General features: G+C 64.9%; 17 protein-coding genes and 4 tRNA genes. 15 read left to right on the top strand and 6 right to left on the bottom strand.

From position 1 onward, the window contains the following. Positions 1–74 precede the first annotated feature (74 nt). Entirely contained in the window at positions 75–803 is a 729-nt protein-coding gene (locus GCU53_RS03470; protein ID WP_152386384.1) for an alpha/beta hydrolase, read from the bottom strand. Between the two features lie 183 nt (positions 804–986). On the opposite strand from GCU53_RS03470, the gene GCU53_RS03465 reads away from it, so the two are divergent. Beyond that, complete coding sequence (locus tag GCU53_RS03465; protein WP_152386383.1) at positions 987–1,214, top strand: hypothetical protein; 228 nt, start codon at positions 987–989, stop codon at positions 1,212–1,214. Here the strand turns inward: GCU53_RS03465 and GCU53_RS03460 are convergent. Next, positions 1,180–2,160, bottom strand: a complete 981-nt coding sequence (locus tag GCU53_RS03460) for a 2-hydroxyacid dehydrogenase (RefSeq protein ID WP_152386382.1) — start codon at positions 2,158–2,160, stop codon at positions 1,180–1,182. The genes GCU53_RS03465 and GCU53_RS03460 overlap by 35 nt on opposite strands. A gap of 177 nt (positions 2,161–2,337) precedes the next feature. After that, on the bottom strand, positions 2,338–3,336 hold the full coding sequence (locus tag GCU53_RS03455; protein ID WP_152386381.1) for a sulfate ABC transporter substrate-binding protein: 999 nt from the start codon (positions 3,334–3,336) through the stop codon (positions 2,338–2,340). Between the two features lie 214 nt (positions 3,337–3,550). Here GCU53_RS03455 and GCU53_RS03450 point away from each other — a divergent pair, with 214 nt between their 5' ends. The 10 genes from GCU53_RS03450 to GCU53_RS03405 all read left to right on the top strand — a co-directional run bounded on the left by GCU53_RS03450 (position 3,551) and on the right by GCU53_RS03405 (position 9,359). Next, a complete protein-coding gene (locus GCU53_RS03450; protein WP_152386380.1) occupies positions 3,551–4,189 on the top strand; it encodes a peroxiredoxin in 639 nt (212 codons plus the stop codon). Between the two features lie 10 nt (positions 4,190–4,199). Further along, entirely contained in the window at positions 4,200–4,793 is a 594-nt protein-coding gene (gene ssuE, locus GCU53_RS03445) for an NADPH-dependent FMN reductase (RefSeq protein WP_152386379.1), read from the top strand. A gap of 96 nt (positions 4,794–4,889) precedes the next feature. Continuing rightward, positions 4,890–5,852 (top strand): sulfonate ABC transporter substrate-binding protein, encoded by a 963-nt coding sequence (locus GCU53_RS03440; protein ID WP_152386378.1) that lies wholly within the window; start codon positions 4,890–4,892, stop codon positions 5,850–5,852. A gap of 53 nt (positions 5,853–5,905) precedes the next feature. Next, on the top strand, positions 5,906–7,054 hold the full coding sequence (gene ssuD, locus GCU53_RS03435; protein ID WP_152386377.1) for an FMNH2-dependent alkanesulfonate monooxygenase: 1,149 nt from the start codon (positions 5,906–5,908) through the stop codon (positions 7,052–7,054). A gap of 150 nt (positions 7,055–7,204) precedes the next feature. Then, positions 7,205–7,999, top strand: coding sequence for an aliphatic sulfonate ABC transporter permease SsuC (ssuC, locus tag GCU53_RS03430; RefSeq protein ID WP_152386376.1), 795 nt, complete (start codon positions 7,205–7,207; stop codon positions 7,997–7,999). Then, a complete protein-coding gene (ssuB, locus tag GCU53_RS03425; protein ID WP_152386375.1) occupies positions 7,996–8,796 on the top strand; it encodes an aliphatic sulfonates ABC transporter ATP-binding protein in 801 nt (266 codons plus the stop codon). The genes ssuC and ssuB overlap by 4 nt, the downstream gene beginning before the upstream one ends. A gap of 101 nt (positions 8,797–8,897) precedes the next feature. Continuing rightward, positions 8,898–8,973, top strand: a tRNA-Ala gene (locus GCU53_RS03420). A gap of 59 nt (positions 8,974–9,032) precedes the next feature. After that, positions 9,033–9,108, top strand: a tRNA-Glu gene (locus GCU53_RS03415). Between the two features lie 51 nt (positions 9,109–9,159). Beyond that, a tRNA-Ala gene (locus GCU53_RS03410) sits at positions 9,160–9,235 on the top strand. 48 nt (positions 9,236–9,283) lie between these two features. Continuing rightward, a tRNA-Glu gene (locus GCU53_RS03405) sits at positions 9,284–9,359 on the top strand. Positions 9,360–9,505: 146 nt separating this feature from the next. On the opposite strand, the gene sodC is transcribed toward GCU53_RS03405, so the two are convergent. Further along, positions 9,506–10,027: a superoxide dismutase family protein gene (gene sodC, locus GCU53_RS03400; protein WP_167520025.1), complete on the bottom strand. Its 522-nt coding sequence runs from the start codon at positions 10,025–10,027 to the stop codon at positions 9,506–9,508. Positions 10,028–10,187: 160 nt separating this feature from the next. On the opposite strand from sodC, the gene GCU53_RS03395 reads away from it, so the two are divergent. Then, complete coding sequence (locus tag GCU53_RS03395; protein WP_208845488.1) at positions 10,188–11,018, top strand: MinD/ParA family protein; 831 nt, start codon at positions 10,188–10,190, stop codon at positions 11,016–11,018. A 202-nt stretch (positions 11,019–11,220) separates the two neighbouring features. Here the strand turns inward: GCU53_RS03395 and GCU53_RS03390 are convergent, their stop codons facing one another. Next, complete coding sequence (locus GCU53_RS03390) at positions 11,221–12,261, bottom strand: IS630 family transposase (protein WP_152385914.1); 1,041 nt, start codon at positions 12,259–12,261, stop codon at positions 11,221–11,223. Positions 12,262–12,353: 92 nt separating this feature from the next. Continuing rightward, positions 12,354–14,783: a glycogen debranching protein gene (locus GCU53_RS03385; RefSeq protein ID WP_208845435.1), complete on the bottom strand. Its 2,430-nt coding sequence runs from the start codon at positions 14,781–14,783 to the stop codon at positions 12,354–12,356. An 831-nt stretch (positions 14,784–15,614) separates the two neighbouring features. Between GCU53_RS03385 and GCU53_RS26745 the strand changes: the two genes are divergently transcribed. The 3 genes from GCU53_RS26745 to ccmB all read left to right on the top strand — a co-directional run bounded on the left by GCU53_RS26745 (position 15,615) and on the right by ccmB (position 17,310). Beyond that, entirely contained in the window at positions 15,615–15,827 is a 213-nt protein-coding gene (locus tag GCU53_RS26745; RefSeq protein ID WP_425278161.1) for a hypothetical protein, read from the top strand. A gap of 128 nt (positions 15,828–15,955) precedes the next feature. Next, positions 15,956–16,642 carry a cytochrome c biogenesis heme-transporting ATPase CcmA gene (gene ccmA / locus GCU53_RS03375; RefSeq protein WP_152386372.1) on the top strand — a complete coding sequence of 229 codons (687 nt, stop codon included), beginning with the start codon at positions 15,956–15,958 and terminating at the stop codon, positions 16,640–16,642. Further along, on the top strand, positions 16,639–17,310 hold the full coding sequence (ccmB, locus tag GCU53_RS03370; RefSeq protein ID WP_152386371.1) for a heme exporter protein CcmB: 672 nt from the start codon (positions 16,639–16,641) through the stop codon (positions 17,308–17,310). The genes ccmA and ccmB overlap by 4 nt, the downstream gene beginning before the upstream one ends. Positions 17,311–17,351 lie beyond the last annotated feature (41 nt).

The raw sequence follows: 17,351 nt of genomic DNA, 5'->3' as shown, positions 1-17,351 counted from the left end.
GCGGACCATCCTTCATGTGGCGATCGCCGGGCAGGTGGTGCGTCTGGGATGACGCCGAACCGCCCGGCCCGCGATCAGGCGCGCAACCGGCCGGCAATCGACTCGAACATATGATCGGCGGCCGAGCGGCCGTCGTGCAGCGGTTTGCAGAACAGCGCCCAGGCATTGGCGTGGTTGATGTCCAGCGCCTCGTCGATGTCCGGCTCGCCGGCGACATGCCACTTGCGCCCCAGCCTTGCCACCAGATCCGAAGCGTTCGACCGCCCCGGCTCGGCGCGCACGTTTATCCAGAAATGACTGCGCGGCGCCGGCCGGCGATAGGGAATCCTCGAACCCAGCCGCACCAGCAGGCCCGAGCCCACCGGGTCCAGGGTTACCAGCATCGCCACCGAATAGCCCCATTCGCTGAGCCGATGTGACAGATGCGCACCGCTCCAGGCGCCGAGGCTGTGGCCGACGATATAGATAGGCGTGGTCTTGTCCGGGATGACGGGCAGGATCAGGCGGTCGATGGCTGCTGCGCCATGGACTTCGTGATAGCCGAGGTAGAGCGACCGGCAGGCGCCCGCCAGCCCGGCCTGCACGATGCGCCGGTCGAACGGCGCCTGCGCGTAGGCCATGTTGCGGTAGGGGCCGGCGAGGTAGTAGGGCTTCTTGTCGCCGGCGCCGCCGATGAAGAGGGCGAGGGCATGGCAGTTCCTGTCCGGTGCAGGCTCGGGAGGCTGGCTCGGGGATGAGGAGGACTGAAGGGCAGCCGTCGATACGGCACCCATCTCACCCGATAAAGGGATTTCGATGCCCATGCTGGATTCTCCCTGTACCTTTCATGCTCTGTGCTACGCGTGTCTTGGATACCTTGAAGATATCTAATTAGAAGAAAGAAAGTATCAGCCGGTATTGTCACCCCTTTCCCCAGACTCACTCCCAAGGGCTACCCCTGCTCCCTTCCCCCAACCGCGTGATCGCCTCCATCGCCGAGGCCGGGCGTGCCGGAGTGGATGCGCCGTGTGCAGGTCGCCGGCGGCAGCTACAAGAGTGCCCGGGTGATGAGCCGCCAGCACATCAGCACTGACGAGCAGGCCCCCGGCACCGTGCTGGCCTGCTGCATCCTGGCACAGAGCGGCTTGGGCCTGAAGGTGGTGGGCCTGTTGCACAAGGCGGTATGCCGGGGCGGGGCGGTCATGCCTGGCGGCGGGCCCAGACCTGCGGGTTGACGATATCCCGTGGGGTACCGCCGAGCAGCGCGCGTTCGAGGTTGTCGATCGCCCGCTCGGCCATGGCCCGGCGGGTTTCGTGGGTCGCTGAGCCCATGTGCGGCAGGGTGACCGCGTTGGGCAGGGCGAACAGCGGCGAGTCCTGCAGCGGCTCCTTCTCGTAGACATCCAGTCCGGCGGCCCGGATGCGCCGCTCCTGCAGGGCTTCGGTCAGCGCCGCCTCGTCGATCACCGGGCCGCGGGCGATGTTGATCAGAATCGCCGAGGACTTCATCAGCGCCAGTTCGCGGCGGCCGATCAGTTGGCGGGTGCGTTCGCTCAAGGGCACCGCCACGCAGACGAAATCCGCCTCGCCGAGCAGCGCATCGAGGCTGCGGTAGCCGGCGCCGAGTTCCGCTTCCAGTTTGGGCTTGCGGCCGTTGCCGTGGTAGATCACCGGCATGCCGAAGCCGAAGCGTCCGCGCCGGGCGATGGCCGCACCGATCTTGCCGAGGCCGAGGATGCCGAGAGTCTTGCCATGCACGTCGCTGCCGAACAGCGCCGGTCCGACCGGCGCCTGCCAGTAGCCGGCCTTGACCCAGGCGTCGAGTTCGGCGACGCGGCGGGCGGCACTCATCAGCAGGGCGAAGCCCAGGTCCGCGGTGGTTTCGGTGAGCACGTCCGGGGTGTTGGTGAGCAGGATGCCGCGCTCGTCGAGGTAGGCCAGGTCGTAGTTGTCGTAGCCCACCGAGATGCTGGCGATCGCTTCCAGCTGCCGGGCCGGCTCCAGCTGGGCGCGGCTGAAGGGCCGGCCCACGCCGAGCAGACCGTGGGCCGCGGGCAGCGCCGCGGCGTACTGGGCGGCGATGTCGCCGGCCGGGTCGAGGAGGGTGAGGTTGAGGTGCTGCTGCAGGCGCGCCTGGTGTTCGGGGGCGAGGCGGCTGAAGACGAAGACGTTCTTTTTCATGGCTTTGCCGTTCGGTGCGGCGCGCACGTTCCCGCCCCATCCGCGGGCGGACGGGGTGGGTGCGCTGTCGTTGGGTGGAGCGGATGGCCTGACGGCCGGAGGCAGGATGGAAAACGCGCTGCAGTCTTCCATCCGCGGCAGGCCCCGCGAATTGTGCGGCGGACCGGGCGTCCGCTGTCAGCGTCCGCCGTAGACCTGATCGAACACGCCACCGTCGTTGAAGTGGGTCTTCTGGATGGTCGGCCAGTCGCCGAAGGTTTTCACCACGTTGAGCAGCTCGACCTTGGGGAAGCGGTCGGCGAATTCGGCGAGGATCTTCGGGTTGCGCGGGCGCAGGTAGTTGTTGGCGGCGATGCGCTGGCCCTCGTCGGACCACAGGTACTTCAGGTAGGCCTCGGCCTCCTTGCGGGTGCCTTTCCTGTCGACCACTTTGTCGACCACCGTCACCGGCGGTTCGGCTTCGGCGGAAACGCTGGGGTAGACCACCTCGAAGCCGCCGCGGCCGAATTCGCGGGCGATCATTTCCGCCTCGTTCTCGAAGGTCACCAGCACGTCGCCGATCTGGTTCTGCATGAAGGTGGTGGTGGCGGCGCGGCCTCCGGTGTCGAGCACCGGCGCCTGCTTGAACAGCTTGCCGACGAAGTCGCGCGCGGCCTTCTCGTTGCCGCCGTTCTTCAGCACGTAGCTCCAGGCCGAGAGGTAGGTGTAGCGGCCGTTGCCCGAGGTCTTGGGATTGGGCACCACCACCTGCACGCCGTCCTTGAGCAGGTCGGGCCAGTCCTTGAGCTGTTTCGGGTTGCCCTTGCGAACGATGAACACGGTCGCCGAGGTGAAGGGGGCGCTGTTGTCCGGCAGGCGCTCGGCCCAGTTCTCCGGAATCAGCTTGCCGTGTTCGTACAGGGCGTTGATGTCGGTGGCCATGTTCATGGTGATGACGTCGGCCGGCAGGCCGTCGATCACCGCACGCGCCTGCTTGCTGGAGCCGCCGTGGGACATCTGGATCTGCAGCGGCGGGTTGCCCTCGGTCTGCCAGTGCTTCTGGAAGGCCGGGTTGTATTCCTTGTAGAAGTCGCGCATCACGTCGTAGGAGACGTTCAGCAGGGGGGCCGCCTGGCTGGCGGCGGACGCCAGGGCCACGCCGGCCGCCAGCAGGGAAGAAGTCAGCAATCGCTTCATGGAGACGATCCAAGTGTTACGAACGAGTTATGAATGAACTATAGGGTAAGCTTTTTATTCCATAAAAGAATATTTGGTTCCTTGAATATTCCAGTGTCGGCAGCATCCTTTTTATTACTAATAGTGATTAATAAATCGAAATTTATTCTTTTTGTTTTCTAGTTGTCCTGCGCATAGTGACCGCCAGTTCAGGACCACAGCGCAGGAGCAAACCATGAGCATCCGTCTCGGCGATATCGCCCCCGACTTCGAACAGGACACCAGCACGGGCCGCATCCGTTTCCACGAGTGGCTGGGCGACAACTGGGGAATCCTCTTCTCCCACCCGGCCGACTTCACGCCGGTATGCACCACCGAGCTGGGCTTCACCGCCAAGCTCAAGGACGAGTTCGCCAAGCGCAACGTCAAGGCCATCGCCCTGTCGGTGGATCCGGTGGACTCCCACCTGAAATGGATCGGCGACATCGAGGAGACCCAAGGCACCCGGGTCAACTTCCCGATCATCGCCGATGCCGACCGCAAGGTATCCGACCTCTACGATCTGATCCATCCGAACGCCAACGACACCCTGACCGTGCGTTCGCTGTTCATTATCGACCCGAACAAGAAGGTGCGGCTGATCATCACCTATCCGGCGAGTACCGGGCGCAACTTCCACGAGATCCTGCGGGTGATCGACTCGCTGCAACTGACCGACAACTACAAGGTCGCCACCCCGGCCAACTGGCAGGACGGCGAGGAGGTGGTGATCGTGCCCTCGCTGCAGGACCCGGAAGAGCTCAAGCAGCGCTTCCCGAAAGGCTTCCGCGCGGTGAAGCCCTATCTGCGCCTGACGCCGCAACCGAACCGATAAGGAGATCGCCATGCATGTCGTCCTGCTTTCCGGCAGCCCCTCGCAACGTTCGCGCGGCGAGCTGCTGCTGGAGTATGCCCGCGCCTACCTGGAGCAGAGGGGAATTGCGGTGTCGTTGATCCGGGTGCGCGATTTCGCCGCCGAGGAGCTGCTCCATGCCCGCTTCGACAGCGCCGCGGTTCGCGATCTGCAGGCCACGGTCGGACTGGCCGACGGCCTGATCGTCGCCACCCCGGTGTACAAGGCGTCCTTCGCCGGTGCCCTGAAGGTGCTGCTCGACCTGCTGCCCGAGCGGGTGCTGGCCGACAAGGTGGTGCTGCCGATGGTCACCGGCGGCAGTCCGGCCCATCTGCTGGCGGTGGATTACGCCCTCAAGCCGGTGCTCTCGGCGCTCAAGGCCCAGGAGGTGCTGACCGGGGTGTTCGCCGTGGACGCGTACATCACCTATCCCGAGGGCGACCAGCCGGCTCGCTTCGCCGACGAGCTGACCTACCGGCTCGATGAGTCGCTCGACGATCTGGTCGCTGCCCTGATCCGCCGGAGCGGGGCCCTCGATGTCCAGCTTCCCCACGACCGGTCGGAACACGCCCGCCGGAGTTTCTGATTTTTCAAGTCGCTCCTCCCGAGCGCACCCCGCCTCACTGGCCCGTCAACGGGCGAGCAGGTCGCACACCCAGTCAATGCGAAGGAGAGGTCGCCCATGCGCGCCATCACTTTGCGTCGAAGTCTGGCTGCCCTGTTCGCGGCAGCCGTCTCCTTCGGCGCCATTACCCAGGCACAGGCCGAAACCCTGCGAATCGGCTATCAGAAATACGGCACCCTGGTGCTGCTCAAGGCCAAGGGCACGCTCGAGAAGCGCCTGTCAGCCCAGGGCATCGAGGTGCAATGGACCGAATTCCCCGGCGGCCCGCAGCTGCTGGAGGGGCTGAACGTCGGCTCCATCGATTTCGGGGTGACCGGCGAAACTCCGCCGGTGTTCGCCCAGGCTGCCGGTGCCGACCTGCGCTACGTCGCCTTCGAGCCGCCGGCCCCGCTGGGCGAGGCGATCCTGGTGCCCAAGGATTCGCCGATCAAGAGCGTTGCCGAGCTCAAGGGCAAGAAAGTCGCCCTGAACAAGGGCTCCAACGTTCATTACTTGCTGGTCCGCGCCCTGGAAGAGGCGGGCCTCGGTATCCAGGACATCACCCCCGTATACCTGCCGCCGGCCGATGGGCGCGCCGCCTTCGATAGCGGCCGGGTGGATGCCTGGGTGATCTGGGACCCCTTCCAGGCCGCCGCTGAGAAGCAGCTTTCGGCGCGTACCCTGCGCAACGGCCAGGGGATCGTCGACAACCATCAGTTCTATCTGGCCAGTGCCGCCTATGTCGGCAAGCACCCGCAGGTGATCGAGACGCTGATCGAGGAAGTGCGCGGCGTCGGCGAAGACTCCAAGGCCGATCCGCACAAGGTCACCCAGCAGGTCGCGCCGCTGATCGGTCTGTCCCCGGAAATCACCCACCAGGCGGTGGTGCGCCAGGGCTACGGCGCGCAGCCGCTCACCCCGGCGGTGGTCGCGGCGCAGCAGAAGATCGCCGACACCTTCGCCGAGCTGAAGCTGATTCCCAAGCGCCTGAGCATCAAGGAGGTGGTCTGGACCCCTCCGGCCAAGGTGGCTCGGCAGTAGCCCGGCGGCCCTTGCCTGCAGCTCCAAGCCCCTATTTATAAGGAGACCACTCCATGAGTCTGAATGTTTTCTGGTTCCTGCCCACCCACGGCGACGGCCACTACCTGGGCACCGCCGAGGGCGCCCGCGCCGTCGATCACGCCTACCTGCAGCAGATCGCCCAGGCCGCCGACCGCCTCGGCTTCGGCGGCGTGCTGATCCCCACCGGGCGCTCCTGCGAGGATTCCTGGCTGGTCGCCGCCTCGCTGATCCCGGTCACCCAGCGCTTGAAGTTCCTCGTCGCCCTGCGCCCGGGGATCATCTCGCCGACCGTGGCGGCACGCCAGGCGGCGACCCTCGACCGGCTGTCCGGCGGCCGCGCGCTGTTCAACCTGGTGACCGGCGGCGATCCGGAGGAGCTGGCCGGCGAGGGTTTGCACCTTTCCCACGCCGAGCGCTATGAGGCGGCCGCCGAGTTCACCCGCATCTGGCGGGGCGTGTTGTCCGGCGAGACCGTCGACTACCCCGGCAAGCACATTCAGGTCGAAGGCGCCAGGCTGCTCTTCCCGCCGCTGCAGCAGCCCCATCCGCCGCTGTATTTCGGTGGCTCCTCGGAGGCCGCCCACGAGCTGGCCGCCGAGCAGGTCGACCTCTACCTGACCTGGGGCGAGCCGCCGGCCGCGGTAGCCGAGAAGATCGCCGACGTGCGCGCCCGCGCCGCCCGCCATGGCCGCACGGTGCGTTTCGGCATCCGCCTGCACGTGATCGTGCGCGAAACCGGCGAAGAGGCCTGGGTGGCCGCCGAGCGGCTGATCAGCCACCTGGACGACGAGACCATCGCCAGGGCCCAGGCTTCCCTGGCGCGCTTCGACTCGGTCGCCCAGCAGCGCATGGCCGCCCTGCACGGCGGCAGCAAGGAGAACCTGGAGGTGTCGCCGAACCTCTGGGCCGGTGTCGGCCTGGTGCGTGGCGGGGCCGGTACCGCGCTGGTCGGCGACGGCCCGACCGTGGCGGCGCGGATGAAGGAATACGCCGCGCTCGGCATCGATACCTTCGTGCTTTCCGGCTATCCGCACCTGGAGGAGTCCTATCGGGTCGCCGAGCTGCTCTTCCCGCACCTGGAGCTGGCCAGGCCGGCCAGGCCGGAAGGGCGCAGCTACGTCAGCCCATTCGGCGAGGTGGTGGCCAACGACATCCTGCCCAAGGCGGCGGCTGCCAGCTGATCGTGCCCACGCTCCTGCGTGGGCACGCTGGCCCGACCAGTGGACGCCGAGCGTCCACGTCGCGGGTTCCCACGCAGGAGCGTGGGAACCATCGTGAAAGCGCTGCGTGCGCTTTCCAGCCTACGGACCGCAAGACTCGAGAGGTTGAAAATGAGTACCACCCCTATCAACCGGCTGGCCGAACGCCTGTCGCCCTGGGCGCTGCCGCTGGCGCTGCTCGGGCTCTGGCAGGGTGCAGTGGCCAGCGGGCTGCTTTCCACCCGCATCCTGCCGGCACCGAGCGCGGTGCTGGAAGCCGGCTGGGCACTGCTCGCCAGCGGCGAGATCTGGAAGCACCTGGCCATCAGCGGCTGGCGGGCCGGCATCGGCTTTGCCATCGGCGGCGGCCTGGGCCTTGCGCTCGGCTTCGTCACCGGGCTGTCGAAGTGGGGCGAGCGCCTGCTGGACAGCTCGGTGCAGATGGTGCGCAACGTGCCGCATCTGGCATTGATCCCGCTGGTGATCCTCTGGTTCGGCATCGACGAGGCGGCGAAGGTCTTCCTGGTCGCCCTCGGCACCCTGTTTCCCATCTACCTGAATACCTACCACGGCATCCGCAACGTCGACGCCGGCCTGGTGGAAATGGCGCGCAGCTACGGCCTGTCCGGGTTCGCCCTGTTCCGTCAGGTGATCCTGCCCGGCGCGCTGCCGTCGATCCTGGTCGGCGTGCGCTTCGCCCTCGGCTTCATGTGGTTGACGCTGATCGTCGCGGAAACCATCTCCGCCAGTTCCGGCATCGGCTATCTGGCGATGAATGCCCGCGAATTCCTGCAGACCGACGTGGTGGTGCTGGCGATCCTGCTCTACGCCGTGCTCGGCAAGCTGGCCGACGCGACGGCGCGGACCCTGGAGCGCCTGTGGCTGCGCTGGCATCCGGCCTATCAGGTCAAGGCAGGTACCCGATGAGTGCCCTGCACAATCTGAAGAACGGCATTCCGCTGGCGCTCGAGAGCATCCACAAGGCCTTCGGCGAACGGCAGGTGCTGACGGCGATCGACCTGCATATCCCGGCCGGGCAGTTCGTCGCCGTGGTCGGTCGCAGCGGCTGCGGCAAGAGCACGCTGCTGCGTCTGCTGGCGGGGCTGGATGCGCCCAGTGGCGGCGCGCTGCTGGCCGGCCAGGTGCCGCTGGCGCAGGTGCGCGAGGACACCCGGCTGATGTTCCAGGATGCGCGCCTGCTGCCCTGGAAACGGGTGATCGACAACGTCGGCCTGGGTCTTGCCGGCGACTGGCGTCCCCGCGCCGAGGAGGCCCTGGCCGCGGTGGGGCTGGCCGAGCGTGCCGGGGACTGGCCGGCGGCGCTGTCCGGCGGGCAGAAGCAGCGGGTGGCGCTGGCCCGGGCGTTGATCCACCGACCGCGTCTGCTGCTGCTCGACGAGCCGCTGGGAGCGCTGGACGCGCTGACCCGCATCGAGATGCAGCAACTGATCGAGCGGCTCTGGCAGCAGCATGGTTTCACCGTGCTGCTGGTCACCCACGATGTCAGCGAGGCGGTCGCCGTCGCCGACCGGGTGATCCTGATCGAGGAGGGGCGCATCGGCCTGGATCTGCCGGTCGAGCTGCCGCGACCGCGCAGCCGCGGGTCGGCTCGTTTGGCCGCGCTGGAGGCGGAAGTCCTCGAGCGGGTGCTCGTGCCGGCCACCTCTCCGGCCGGGCGCGAGCACCGGCCAGAGCGCGTCGCCCGGGCAGGCGGGGCGTCCTGAGTGCCCGAGTCTGGTAAGTAATTGTTCTAGTGGCAAAAAAAATCGATAAATCTGTTGACAGGGCCAGGGGGTGGGCCTAATATGCGCCCCGTCCTCGAGACGGGGCTATAGCTCAGCTGGGAGAGCGCTTGCATGGCATGCAAGAGGTCGACGGTTCGATCCCGTCTAGCTCCACCACTCTCGACTTCGAGAGTGGCCACGTCAATCCGATTGGGTTGATCGGTTTTGAAGGTTTCGTCCCCTTCGTCTAGTGGCCTAGGACACCGCCCTTTCACGGCGGTAACAGGGGTTCGAGTCCCCTAGGGGACGCCAATTTCCAGCGACAGTGCCTTGGCGCTGTCTACGTCGGAAGACGCTAAATTCGGGGCTATAGCTCAGCTGGGAGAGCGCTTGCATGGCATGCAAGAGGTCGACGGTTCGATCCCGTCTAGCTCCACCAATTCCACGCAAGGCTGGCAGGTTGGCCGGTCTTGCCATCGAAGGTTTCGTCCCCTTCGTCTAGTGGCCTAGGACACCGCCCTTTCACGGCGGTAACAGGGGTTCGAGTCCCCTAGGGGACGCCAGTTCTACCCTCAATTGGGTTAAAAGGGTCGCCTGCATGGGTGGCCCTTTTTGTTTATGCCTGCTTTTTGTGGTGGCCGTTGCTGTCCGGATGCCCTGCCGCCAGGCCTGAGCCTGGCGGCAGGGGAGACCCAGGCGGGACTCGCGATCACTTGATGATGCCGCAGGCCACCCGGGCTCCGCCGCCGCCCAGCGGGGCGGGGCTGTCGGCATGGTTGTCGCCGCCGGCATGCACCATCAGGGCATGCCCCTTGATCGCTTCCAGGTCCTTCAGGCGGGGAGCCAGTACCGGCTGCGTAGCCTTGCCATCGGCGCCCACGTAGAGCGCCGGGAGGTCGCCCAGGTGGCCGTCTCCCCAGGGCTGGCCGTGCTTGGCGGTGTTCTGTGGGTCCCAGTGGCCGCCGGCGGCGCCTGCGGCGACCTTCTGGCCGTCCTTCTCCGTGGCGCCGCAATCGCCCGAAGCATGGATGTGGAAGCCATGGATGCCTGGCTGCAGTCCGGCGAGACTGGGGGTGAAGACCAGGCCGTATTCGCTCTGCTCGATGCTGACGGTGCCGAGCGCTGCGCCGATGCCGTCGCCGCTTACCGAATCGAGGGTGACACTGAGTGGCGCGGCCTGCAGGGGCAGTGCGCAGCTGGCGGTCATTGCTGCAATCAGCCATTTTTTCATGGTTATCTCCTTGTTGTGCATGCGAAAGGGGCGTTCTTGCCCCTCCTGGTACGGGCTGGATGGCCAGGCTGGCGTAGGCGTGCTGGCACAGTGGCTATGCTGGACCCCGGCGGATCGGGCGGTCAATGATGGCGAGCGGGCAGGATGGACGATGAGCGACATGGCAAGCATATCTCCCGTGCAGGTCATTGCAGTGACCAGTGGAAAGGGCGGGGTGGGCAAGAGTGTGGTGGCGGTGAATCTGGCGCTGGCACTGGCCGGGATGGGGCGCCGGGTGATGCTGCTCGACGGCGATCTGGCGATGGCGAATATCGACGTGATGCTCGGTCTCGGCGCCGAGCGCACCCTGGCCGATGTTCTTGCCGGAAAGTGTGGATTGGAAGACATCGTGCTGCAGGGGCCGGGCGGTATCCATGTGGTGCCCGCCGCCTCCGGCGCGCGCAGCATGGTGCGGCTCTCGGTCCAGCAGCAGGCCGGTCTGATCCATGCCTTCGGCCGGTACGCCGACCAGCTCGACGTGCTGATGGTGGATACCGCTACCGGCATCGACGATGCGACGATCGGCTTCGTGCGGGCGGCTCGGGAAGTGCTCGTGGTGCTGTGCGACGAGCCGGCGTCCATTGCCGATGCCTATGCGCTGATCAGGCTGCTCAATTGCGATTATGGGGTGAGTCGCTTCCGGATTCTTTCCAACATGGTGGCCGGACCGCGCGAGGGGCGTGAACTGTTCGTCAAGCTGCTCCGGCTGACCGAGCAGTTTCTCGCCGCCACCCTGCAGTACGTCGGCACCGTGCCCTGGGATGACAGTCTGCGCCGGTCCGTGCAGCGCCAGTCGGCGGTCTGCGAGGTCTTTCCCCGCTCGAAGAGCGCGATGGCCTTCCGGGCGATCGCGGAGAGGGTCGATGGCTGGCCGCTGCCCGCCAATCCGCGGGGGCATGTGGAGTTCTTCGTCGAGCACCTGATCCGCGCGGCGCAGGCGAAGTCGGCCTGAAGGCTGTTGTTAATCCGATTATTATTTAATCAGTCTGGTGCTGCTGTGGATGCGATGGGTGGAGGATTTGGGCATCAGTGCCAGAAAGGGGCCGCGAAGGCTCATTCCTCATTGAGGATATCGGTGGGATAGGCTTCCGGGTGATCGTTCGCATGGGGACAAACGATCACCAAGGCGGTGGTTATTAATCAGGCCCTTAAATTCACGCCATGGCATAGCGTGCTGCAGGATGCTGGAAATAGGCCATGACCTTGTCGGGCAAGCTGCCGAGTGTGTTCATGAAAGCCATCGCCTTGTCCAGCAGGCTGGCCTTGTCATGGCTGACCGGGCCGCTGCGCAGCGCCGTCTTGAAATCCCGATTCAGGTACTCGTCGGGATTGGACTCGGGCGCATAGGGTGGTAGGAACACCAGTTCGATCCTGTCCTGCTTGTCACTGAGCCACTCGCTGACCACCTTGGCATGGTGGACGCGCAGGTTATCGACCACCAGGAAGATCTTCTGCGGTGTCCCTTCAACGAGGCGGCTCAGGAAGTCGATGAAACGCAGCGCGTTGATACTGCCTTCGACGATCTGGAAGGCCACCTCGCCACGGGGCGAAATTGCGGAGATCATCGACAGCTTGTGCCAGCGAGTGGGCGTCGCCAGCACTGGCGTCTGGCCCCTGGGGGCGTAGCCGCGTATCCAGTTCGCATCCTCCTTGACTGCGGTTTCGTCCCCCCAGTGAATCACCGCTCCTTCGGCAGCGGCGCGCGCCTTGACCTGGGGGTAGGTCTGCTTCAGCCAGCGCTCGATGTCCTCCGGCCGCTGCTCCTGCGCCCGCTTCACGGGACGCTGAGGCGTAAACCCCCAGCGCTTGAGATACTTGCCGATCAACCGGTCCTGCAGCTCGATCCCGAGGCGTTCCCTGGCCAGCGCCTTGATGGCCGGGCGCGTCCATAGGGCAAACGGCAACTGCAGCTGCTGCGGGGGTTGCTCGACGATTTGCTCGCGCAGCCACTGCTCGTCGGCCGGCGTCAGCTTGCGGCAGGCGCCCGCCGGGCGCCCCCGACGCTTTTCCTCCAGGGCTTGCGCGCCCTCGCGGTTGGCACGGGTCAGCCAAGTCTTGATGGTGGTCGGATGCACACCGGTGACCGAGGCCAACTCCTCGACTTTCATGTTGGACTGCTGGCGCAGGCGAATCACTATCTGGCGAAGCAGCTTGCGACTCTCTGCGGTCAGTTTGCGGGCGTCGATCTTTTCCATGCCTGAAGTCTAACTAGACGTCTATTTAAGGGCCACCTTAATAATAACAGGTATCTTGGATGCGTACCGCGATTTCGGGCCGAGTTTCAAGCTCACTTGGCGATCAATAACAATACCGAGCGTGCTTCCAGCCTATACACCGCATTCTCGCTGCCGATGAAGCCCTCGGCACCGGGGTTGGCGACAGTGTCAGGCCCCTCGCTCCAGGTGGCAGTGTCGGTAGCGTGGTACCAGCTCTTGCCGGAGCCGGGCCATGGCAGTGTGAGGTTCACATCGCTCGACCCGCCGTTGTGGGCGATGTAGATCGCGTTTGCAGGATCACCGAACTCCGTGCCGTCGATGCGCCAGGCAATGACATGGTTGTCCGGATTGTAGAGATAGGTGCTGTCGGCCTGTACACCGTCAGGCTTGAACCAGCGCAGCTGCTCCATCCCGTTGTCGTTGTGGTCCGCCTCCGAATAGAAGTGTGCCGGGCGCAGCGCCGGATGCGCCTTGCGGAAACCGATCAGGCGGCGGGTGAAGGCCTCGTGATCGGTTTCTTCGTTGGTATCGCGGGCCCAGCTCAGCCAGTTGGCAGTCGAGTCCAGGTTATGGGTGTTGTTGTTACCGAACTGCGTGCGCAGGACTTCATCACCGCCGGTGAACATCGGTACGCCGGCGCTCAGCATCAGGAGGGCGAGACCGGTGCGTGCCGCTTTCCGTTGTTCCGCCCTGTCACCGCCCTGATTCCAGCTGTTATTGTGATCGTCGCCGCCGTCGGACGGCCCGTACGGCCAGAGCTGGTCGTTCTCCTTGGTGTTGTAGGCATACAGGTCATTCAGCGTGAAGCCATCGTGCGAAACCAGATAATTGATCGAGTGTCCGGGGCTGCGGCCGTCGTCACCGTAAAGATCCGGCGATCCGGCAAAGCGATGGGAGAGTTCGGCTGTGGTGATCACGTCGACCTCTGGATTGTTCTGCTTCCTGCGCAGCCGGTCGCGGAAGATGCCGTTCCATTCGGCCCAGCCCGATGGGAAGTCCCCGACCTGGTAAGCGTTGTCACCGAACGCCCAGGGCTCGGCAATCAGGTCGATGCCCGCCCCCCCTTCTGCCGGCCGCGGCGGCAGCTCGGCGACAATGCGGTTGAGGGCGTTGCCCGAGTCCGTCCTGTCGAAATTGAAGCAACCATGCTCGCAGCTGTTGCCGAGCACCGAGGCCAGGTCGAAGCGGAAGCCATCCACACCGAGGGTGTCGCGCCAGTAGGCCAGCGAATCGATGATCAGATTCTGCGCGACGGCATTGCGTGTGTTGTAGTTGCCGCCCATACCGGTATTGTCCCATGGGGACTGCAGGTCGCTGGTGAGCGAGTAGTAGGTCGGATTGTCGAGGCCTCGCCATGACAGGAGGTTGTAGACGGTCTGGCCATCGCTATTGGCCCAGGGTGCACCCTCGCCCGTATGGTTGTAGACCACATCCATATAGACCTTGATGCCAGCGTCGTGGAAGGCCTTCACCATCGCCTTCCACTCCCGCGTGGGGCCGCCGGGCGATTTATCCGACGCATAGCGACGGTCCGGTGCGAAGTAGTTCAGTGTCGCGTAGCCCCAATAGTTGTCGCCTTCGGCGGAGTTCGGGTCCACATCGTTGGTGTCGTTCTGCGGCTCCTGCACGGGCAGGAGCTCGACCGCGGTGATGCCGAGGTCCGCCAGATAGCCGGCCTTGGTCGCGGCGCCGGCGTAGGTCCCGCGCAAGGTCTCCGGGAGGCTGGTGTCGTTCATGGTGAGGCCGCGCACATGCACCTCGTAGATCACCTCGTCCTTCAGCGCACGCGAAGGTTTGACGCCGACCGACTCGGTGTCCGGCGCCAGCACGATGCCCTTGCTGGCGCAGACGCCGCTGTCCCTGGTGCGGTCCAGCGCGCCGCTGGCATAGATCATGCCGTCGGTGCATGTTCCGCTGAGCGGGTCCTGGCTGATCTCGAGCGCGTAGGGGTCCAACAGCAGCTTGTTCGGATTGAAGCGATTACCAGCAGCATCGACGTCCGCAATGAAGCCGGTCTCGCTGCCCTTGATCCAGCCGTCTTCGTAGGGCCAGTTCGGCCCCCAGGCACGATAGCCGTAGTGGACCGTACCGGTGAGCCCGTAGGTATTTCTGAGGTCGGACACCGAGACCATCTGCGACCAGACACCGGTGGCGTCATCCCTGGTCATCACGTAGCGTGCCGACTCCTCGACGCCGGAACCCTGGCCGTAGATCCACACCTCGACCCGCGTGGCGCGCGAGGAATATACCCGGAAAGAGATGTTCTCCAGCGTGGTGTCGTATCTCGCGCCGAGATCCTGGCTATTGATCGCGGCCTGTGCCTCCGGTATCGGCGCAAACGACAGCAAGGCAGCCAGAAACAAGCTGTTAATGAGTACTTGCGGAGAAATATCCTTTTCAACGGAAACCTTGTGCGAGGTATGTCCAAGTCTGTCAAGGTAGGATGCGACGCGCGTGGTAAGGTCAGTACCGAAGCAACTACCTAAAAAGACAAGAGACACTAGGAAACCCCTCCGTTTTTGATGGGAGCTGAAGAAAACTGATCATGCCAAGATAAAAACCGGCTTCGTTGCCGATCTATTTTGGTCGCGCTGATATGTCATGAAGCTGAGTGGCTGAGTGGCTGAGTGGCTGAGTGGCTGAGTGGCTGAGTGGCTGAGTATGGCCATAGGCGACGGCCAAACGAGGACGCCGGGCAAGCAATGCGGCGTCATGCATACTCAGGTCGTCGCGCGAGTTTTTCCAGGACGATTACTGGAGTAGTAGTTTCACGCCGCCTGGTCGTCATTTACTGCCTTGGTAAAGTGCTTGAGGAGTGCAAGGTTGACGCATCGGCTTTCCTTGTGTTCAGCCCTGTAGGATTGTGGGAAGCATAGCCCCCCTTTCTTGGTGCAGAGATCGTGCTATCTACGCAAATCAAAGCTGATTACAAAGCTGAATCTGTCACTGTCATCTTCTTGCTGCTTGCCACTGAAGCCGGCCCAGAGCGGGCGGGGGTTAGGTGAAACCACGCTTCGGCAAGTTCAGCGTCATTTAGGGATGGCTGAGATAACGTTAACTTAGTCTTTGAGGTATTGTTTGGCAAGAATCAATCCTCGGCTCTGCGCCCGAAATCCCTATTCCACCGATATCAGTGATGAGGAATGGGCCTTCGTGGCACCCAGGCTGGCACTGATGCCTGAATCTTGAGCCCGTCGCATCCAGAGCCTGCGTGAGGCATTCAGTGTCTTGTGCTACATCGCCCGTGGTGGCCTGCTCTGGCGGCAGATGCCGCATGATTTGACAGTCGCATTCTGCAGCCGACGCCGGAAAGCGGGGGCACGGACCGTGCCATGACGGAGCCAAACGCCAAGCAGGTGCAGAAGGTGACGAGTGAATCGCTGCGCATCGCCTTCGTTGACCAAGGCTATGACGGCGAGTCAGCCGCTCGGCAGGCGAAAGCGCCCGGCCTCGACGCTGGCAGGGCTTCACTTTATTTCCTTTGTTTGCCTGATGTTGCCGGCCGCTATCAAGGCCCTGGCAGCACCAGGCTGATCAAGCAATGATCGGGCTAATAACAGCCACTGGGATCCTGCTCCCGGAGGGCTGCCGGTGTGGGGTATGGGTCGACCGAAAATAGCCTCTCCAGCCGGCGAGGCCGGCATGTATAATGCGGGCCCGCCCGGATTGACGCATGCCGCGCTCAGGCCGGTATTGCCGTGTTGAGGTCGATGGTAAGCCTATTGTGACCAGTCCCTTTCTCGAAGCCATGGCGCTCGCCTGCGAGCGGGACTGGCGCGTGTTGTTCGAGCGGCTCGACCTGGCACTGGCTCCCGGCGACATGCTGCAGGTGGTAGGTCCCAACGGCAGTGGCAAGACCAGTCTGCTGCGCTTGCTGGCCGGCCTGATGCAGCCCATGGCCGGCGAAGTGCGCCTGCAGGGACGCAGCCTGCGCGGCCAGCGCGCCGAACTGGCGCGCAATCTGCTGTGGATCGGCCATGCTCCTGGTATCAAGGGGTTGCTGACCGCCGAGGAGAACCTGGCCTGGCTCTGCGCCCTGCATCGTCCCGTCGGCCGTGAAGCGATCTGGGCGGCGCTGGCGGCGGTTGGCCTGCGCGGCTTCGAGGACGTGCCCTGCCATACCCTGTCGGCCGGCCAGCAGCGCCGCGTGGCGCTGGCCCGTCTGCATCTGGAGGCGCCGCCGCTGTGGATTCTCGACGAGCCCTTTACGGCCCTCGACCGGCAGGGTGTGGCCCAGCTGGAGCGTCATCTGCTCGGCCACTGCGAGCGTGGCGGGATGGTGGTGCTGACCACCCACCACAGCATGGAGGTCCGGCCTGCGACCTTCCGCGAACTTGATCTGGAGCAGCGTGCCGCATGAGCAGTGTGTTCACTCTTCTGCTCGCCCGCGAATCGCGGTTGCTGTTCCGTCGGCCGGCCGAACTGGTCAATCCGCTGGTGTTCTTCGCCATCGTCATCGCCCTGTTCCCGCTCGCCGTGGGGCCCGAGTCGCAGCTTTTGCAGACGCTCTCGCCCGGGCTGATCTGGGTGGCGGCACTGCTAGCCGTACTGCTGTCGCTCGATGGCCTGTTCCGCAGCGACTTCGAGGACGGATCACTGGAGCAATGGGTGGTTGCACCGCATCCGCTGCCGCTGCTGGTGCTGGCCAAGGTGCTGGCGCACTGGCTGTTCTCCGGGCTGGCGCTCGTGCTGCTGGCGCCGCTGCTGGCCCTGATGCTGGGGCTTCCGGCGCGCTGCCTGCCGGTGCTGCTGCTCTCGCTGCTGCTCGGCACGCCGATCCTGAGCCTGCTCGGCGCCGTCGGCGCGGCGCTGATCGTGGGCCTCAAGCGTGGCGGCCTGCTGTTGCCGCTGCTGATTCTGCCGCTGTACATCCCCGTGCTGATTCTCGGCAGCGGGGCGCTGCAGGCGGCACTGCAGGGGTTGCCTGCGACTGGCCATCTGCTGTGGCTGGCCAGCCTGGCCGTACTGGCCGTGACCCTGCTGCCCTTCGCGGTCGCTTCCGGCCTGATCATCAGCGTCGGCGAGTGACAGGCTTGTCCGGAGCGTCGGAGAGCGATTGCGAAACGACC

This window comes from Azotobacter salinestris (assembly GCF_009363155.1).
Taxonomy (GTDB): domain Bacteria; phylum Pseudomonadota; class Gammaproteobacteria; order Pseudomonadales; family Pseudomonadaceae; genus Azotobacter; species Azotobacter salinestris.
This window is presented reverse-complemented; position numbering and strand designations above follow the sequence as displayed.

Excerpts from the sequence above, each read along its gene's own strand:
- GCU53_RS03460 (WP_152386382.1), bottom strand. The coding sequence starts at position 2,160 with ATGAAAAAGAACGTCTTCGTCTTCAGCCGCCTCGCCCCCGAACACCAG.
- ssuC (WP_152386376.1), top strand. The coding sequence starts at position 7,205 with ATGAGTACCACCCCTATCAACCGGCTGGCCGAACGCCTGTCGCCCTGG.
- ssuD (WP_152386377.1), top strand. The coding sequence starts at position 5,906 with ATGAGTCTGAATGTTTTCTGGTTCCTGCCCACCCACGGCGACGGCCAC.
- GCU53_RS03440 (WP_152386378.1), top strand. The coding sequence starts at position 4,890 with ATGCGCGCCATCACTTTGCGTCGAAGTCTGGCTGCCCTGTTCGCGGCA.
- GCU53_RS03455 (WP_152386381.1), bottom strand. The coding sequence starts at position 3,336 with ATGAAGCGATTGCTGACTTCTTCCCTGCTGGCGGCCGGCGTGGCCCTG.
- GCU53_RS03395 (WP_208845488.1), top strand. The coding sequence starts at position 10,188 with ATGGCAAGCATATCTCCCGTGCAGGTCATTGCAGTGACCAGTGGAAAG.
- GCU53_RS26745 (WP_425278161.1), top strand. The coding sequence starts at position 15,615 with ATGACGGAGCCAAACGCCAAGCAGGTGCAGAAGGTGACGAGTGAATCG.
- ccmA (WP_152386372.1), top strand. The coding sequence starts at position 15,956 with ATGCCGCGCTCAGGCCGGTATTGCCGTGTTGAGGTCGATGGTAAGCCT.
- ccmB (WP_152386371.1), top strand. The coding sequence starts at position 16,639 with ATGAGCAGTGTGTTCACTCTTCTGCTCGCCCGCGAATCGCGGTTGCTG.
- GCU53_RS03390 (WP_152385914.1), bottom strand. The coding sequence starts at position 12,261 with ATGGAAAAGATCGACGCCCGCAAACTGACCGCAGAGAGTCGCAAGCTG.
- ssuE (WP_152386379.1), top strand. The coding sequence starts at position 4,200 with ATGCATGTCGTCCTGCTTTCCGGCAGCCCCTCGCAACGTTCGCGCGGC.
- ssuB (WP_152386375.1), top strand. The coding sequence starts at position 7,996 with ATGAGTGCCCTGCACAATCTGAAGAACGGCATTCCGCTGGCGCTCGAG.
- GCU53_RS03470 (WP_152386384.1), bottom strand. The coding sequence starts at position 803 with ATGGGCATCGAAATCCCTTTATCGGGTGAGATGGGTGCCGTATCGACG.
- GCU53_RS03450 (WP_152386380.1), top strand. The coding sequence starts at position 3,551 with ATGAGCATCCGTCTCGGCGATATCGCCCCCGACTTCGAACAGGACACC.
- sodC (WP_167520025.1), bottom strand. The coding sequence starts at position 10,027 with ATGAAAAAATGGCTGATTGCAGCAATGACCGCCAGCTGCGCACTGCCC.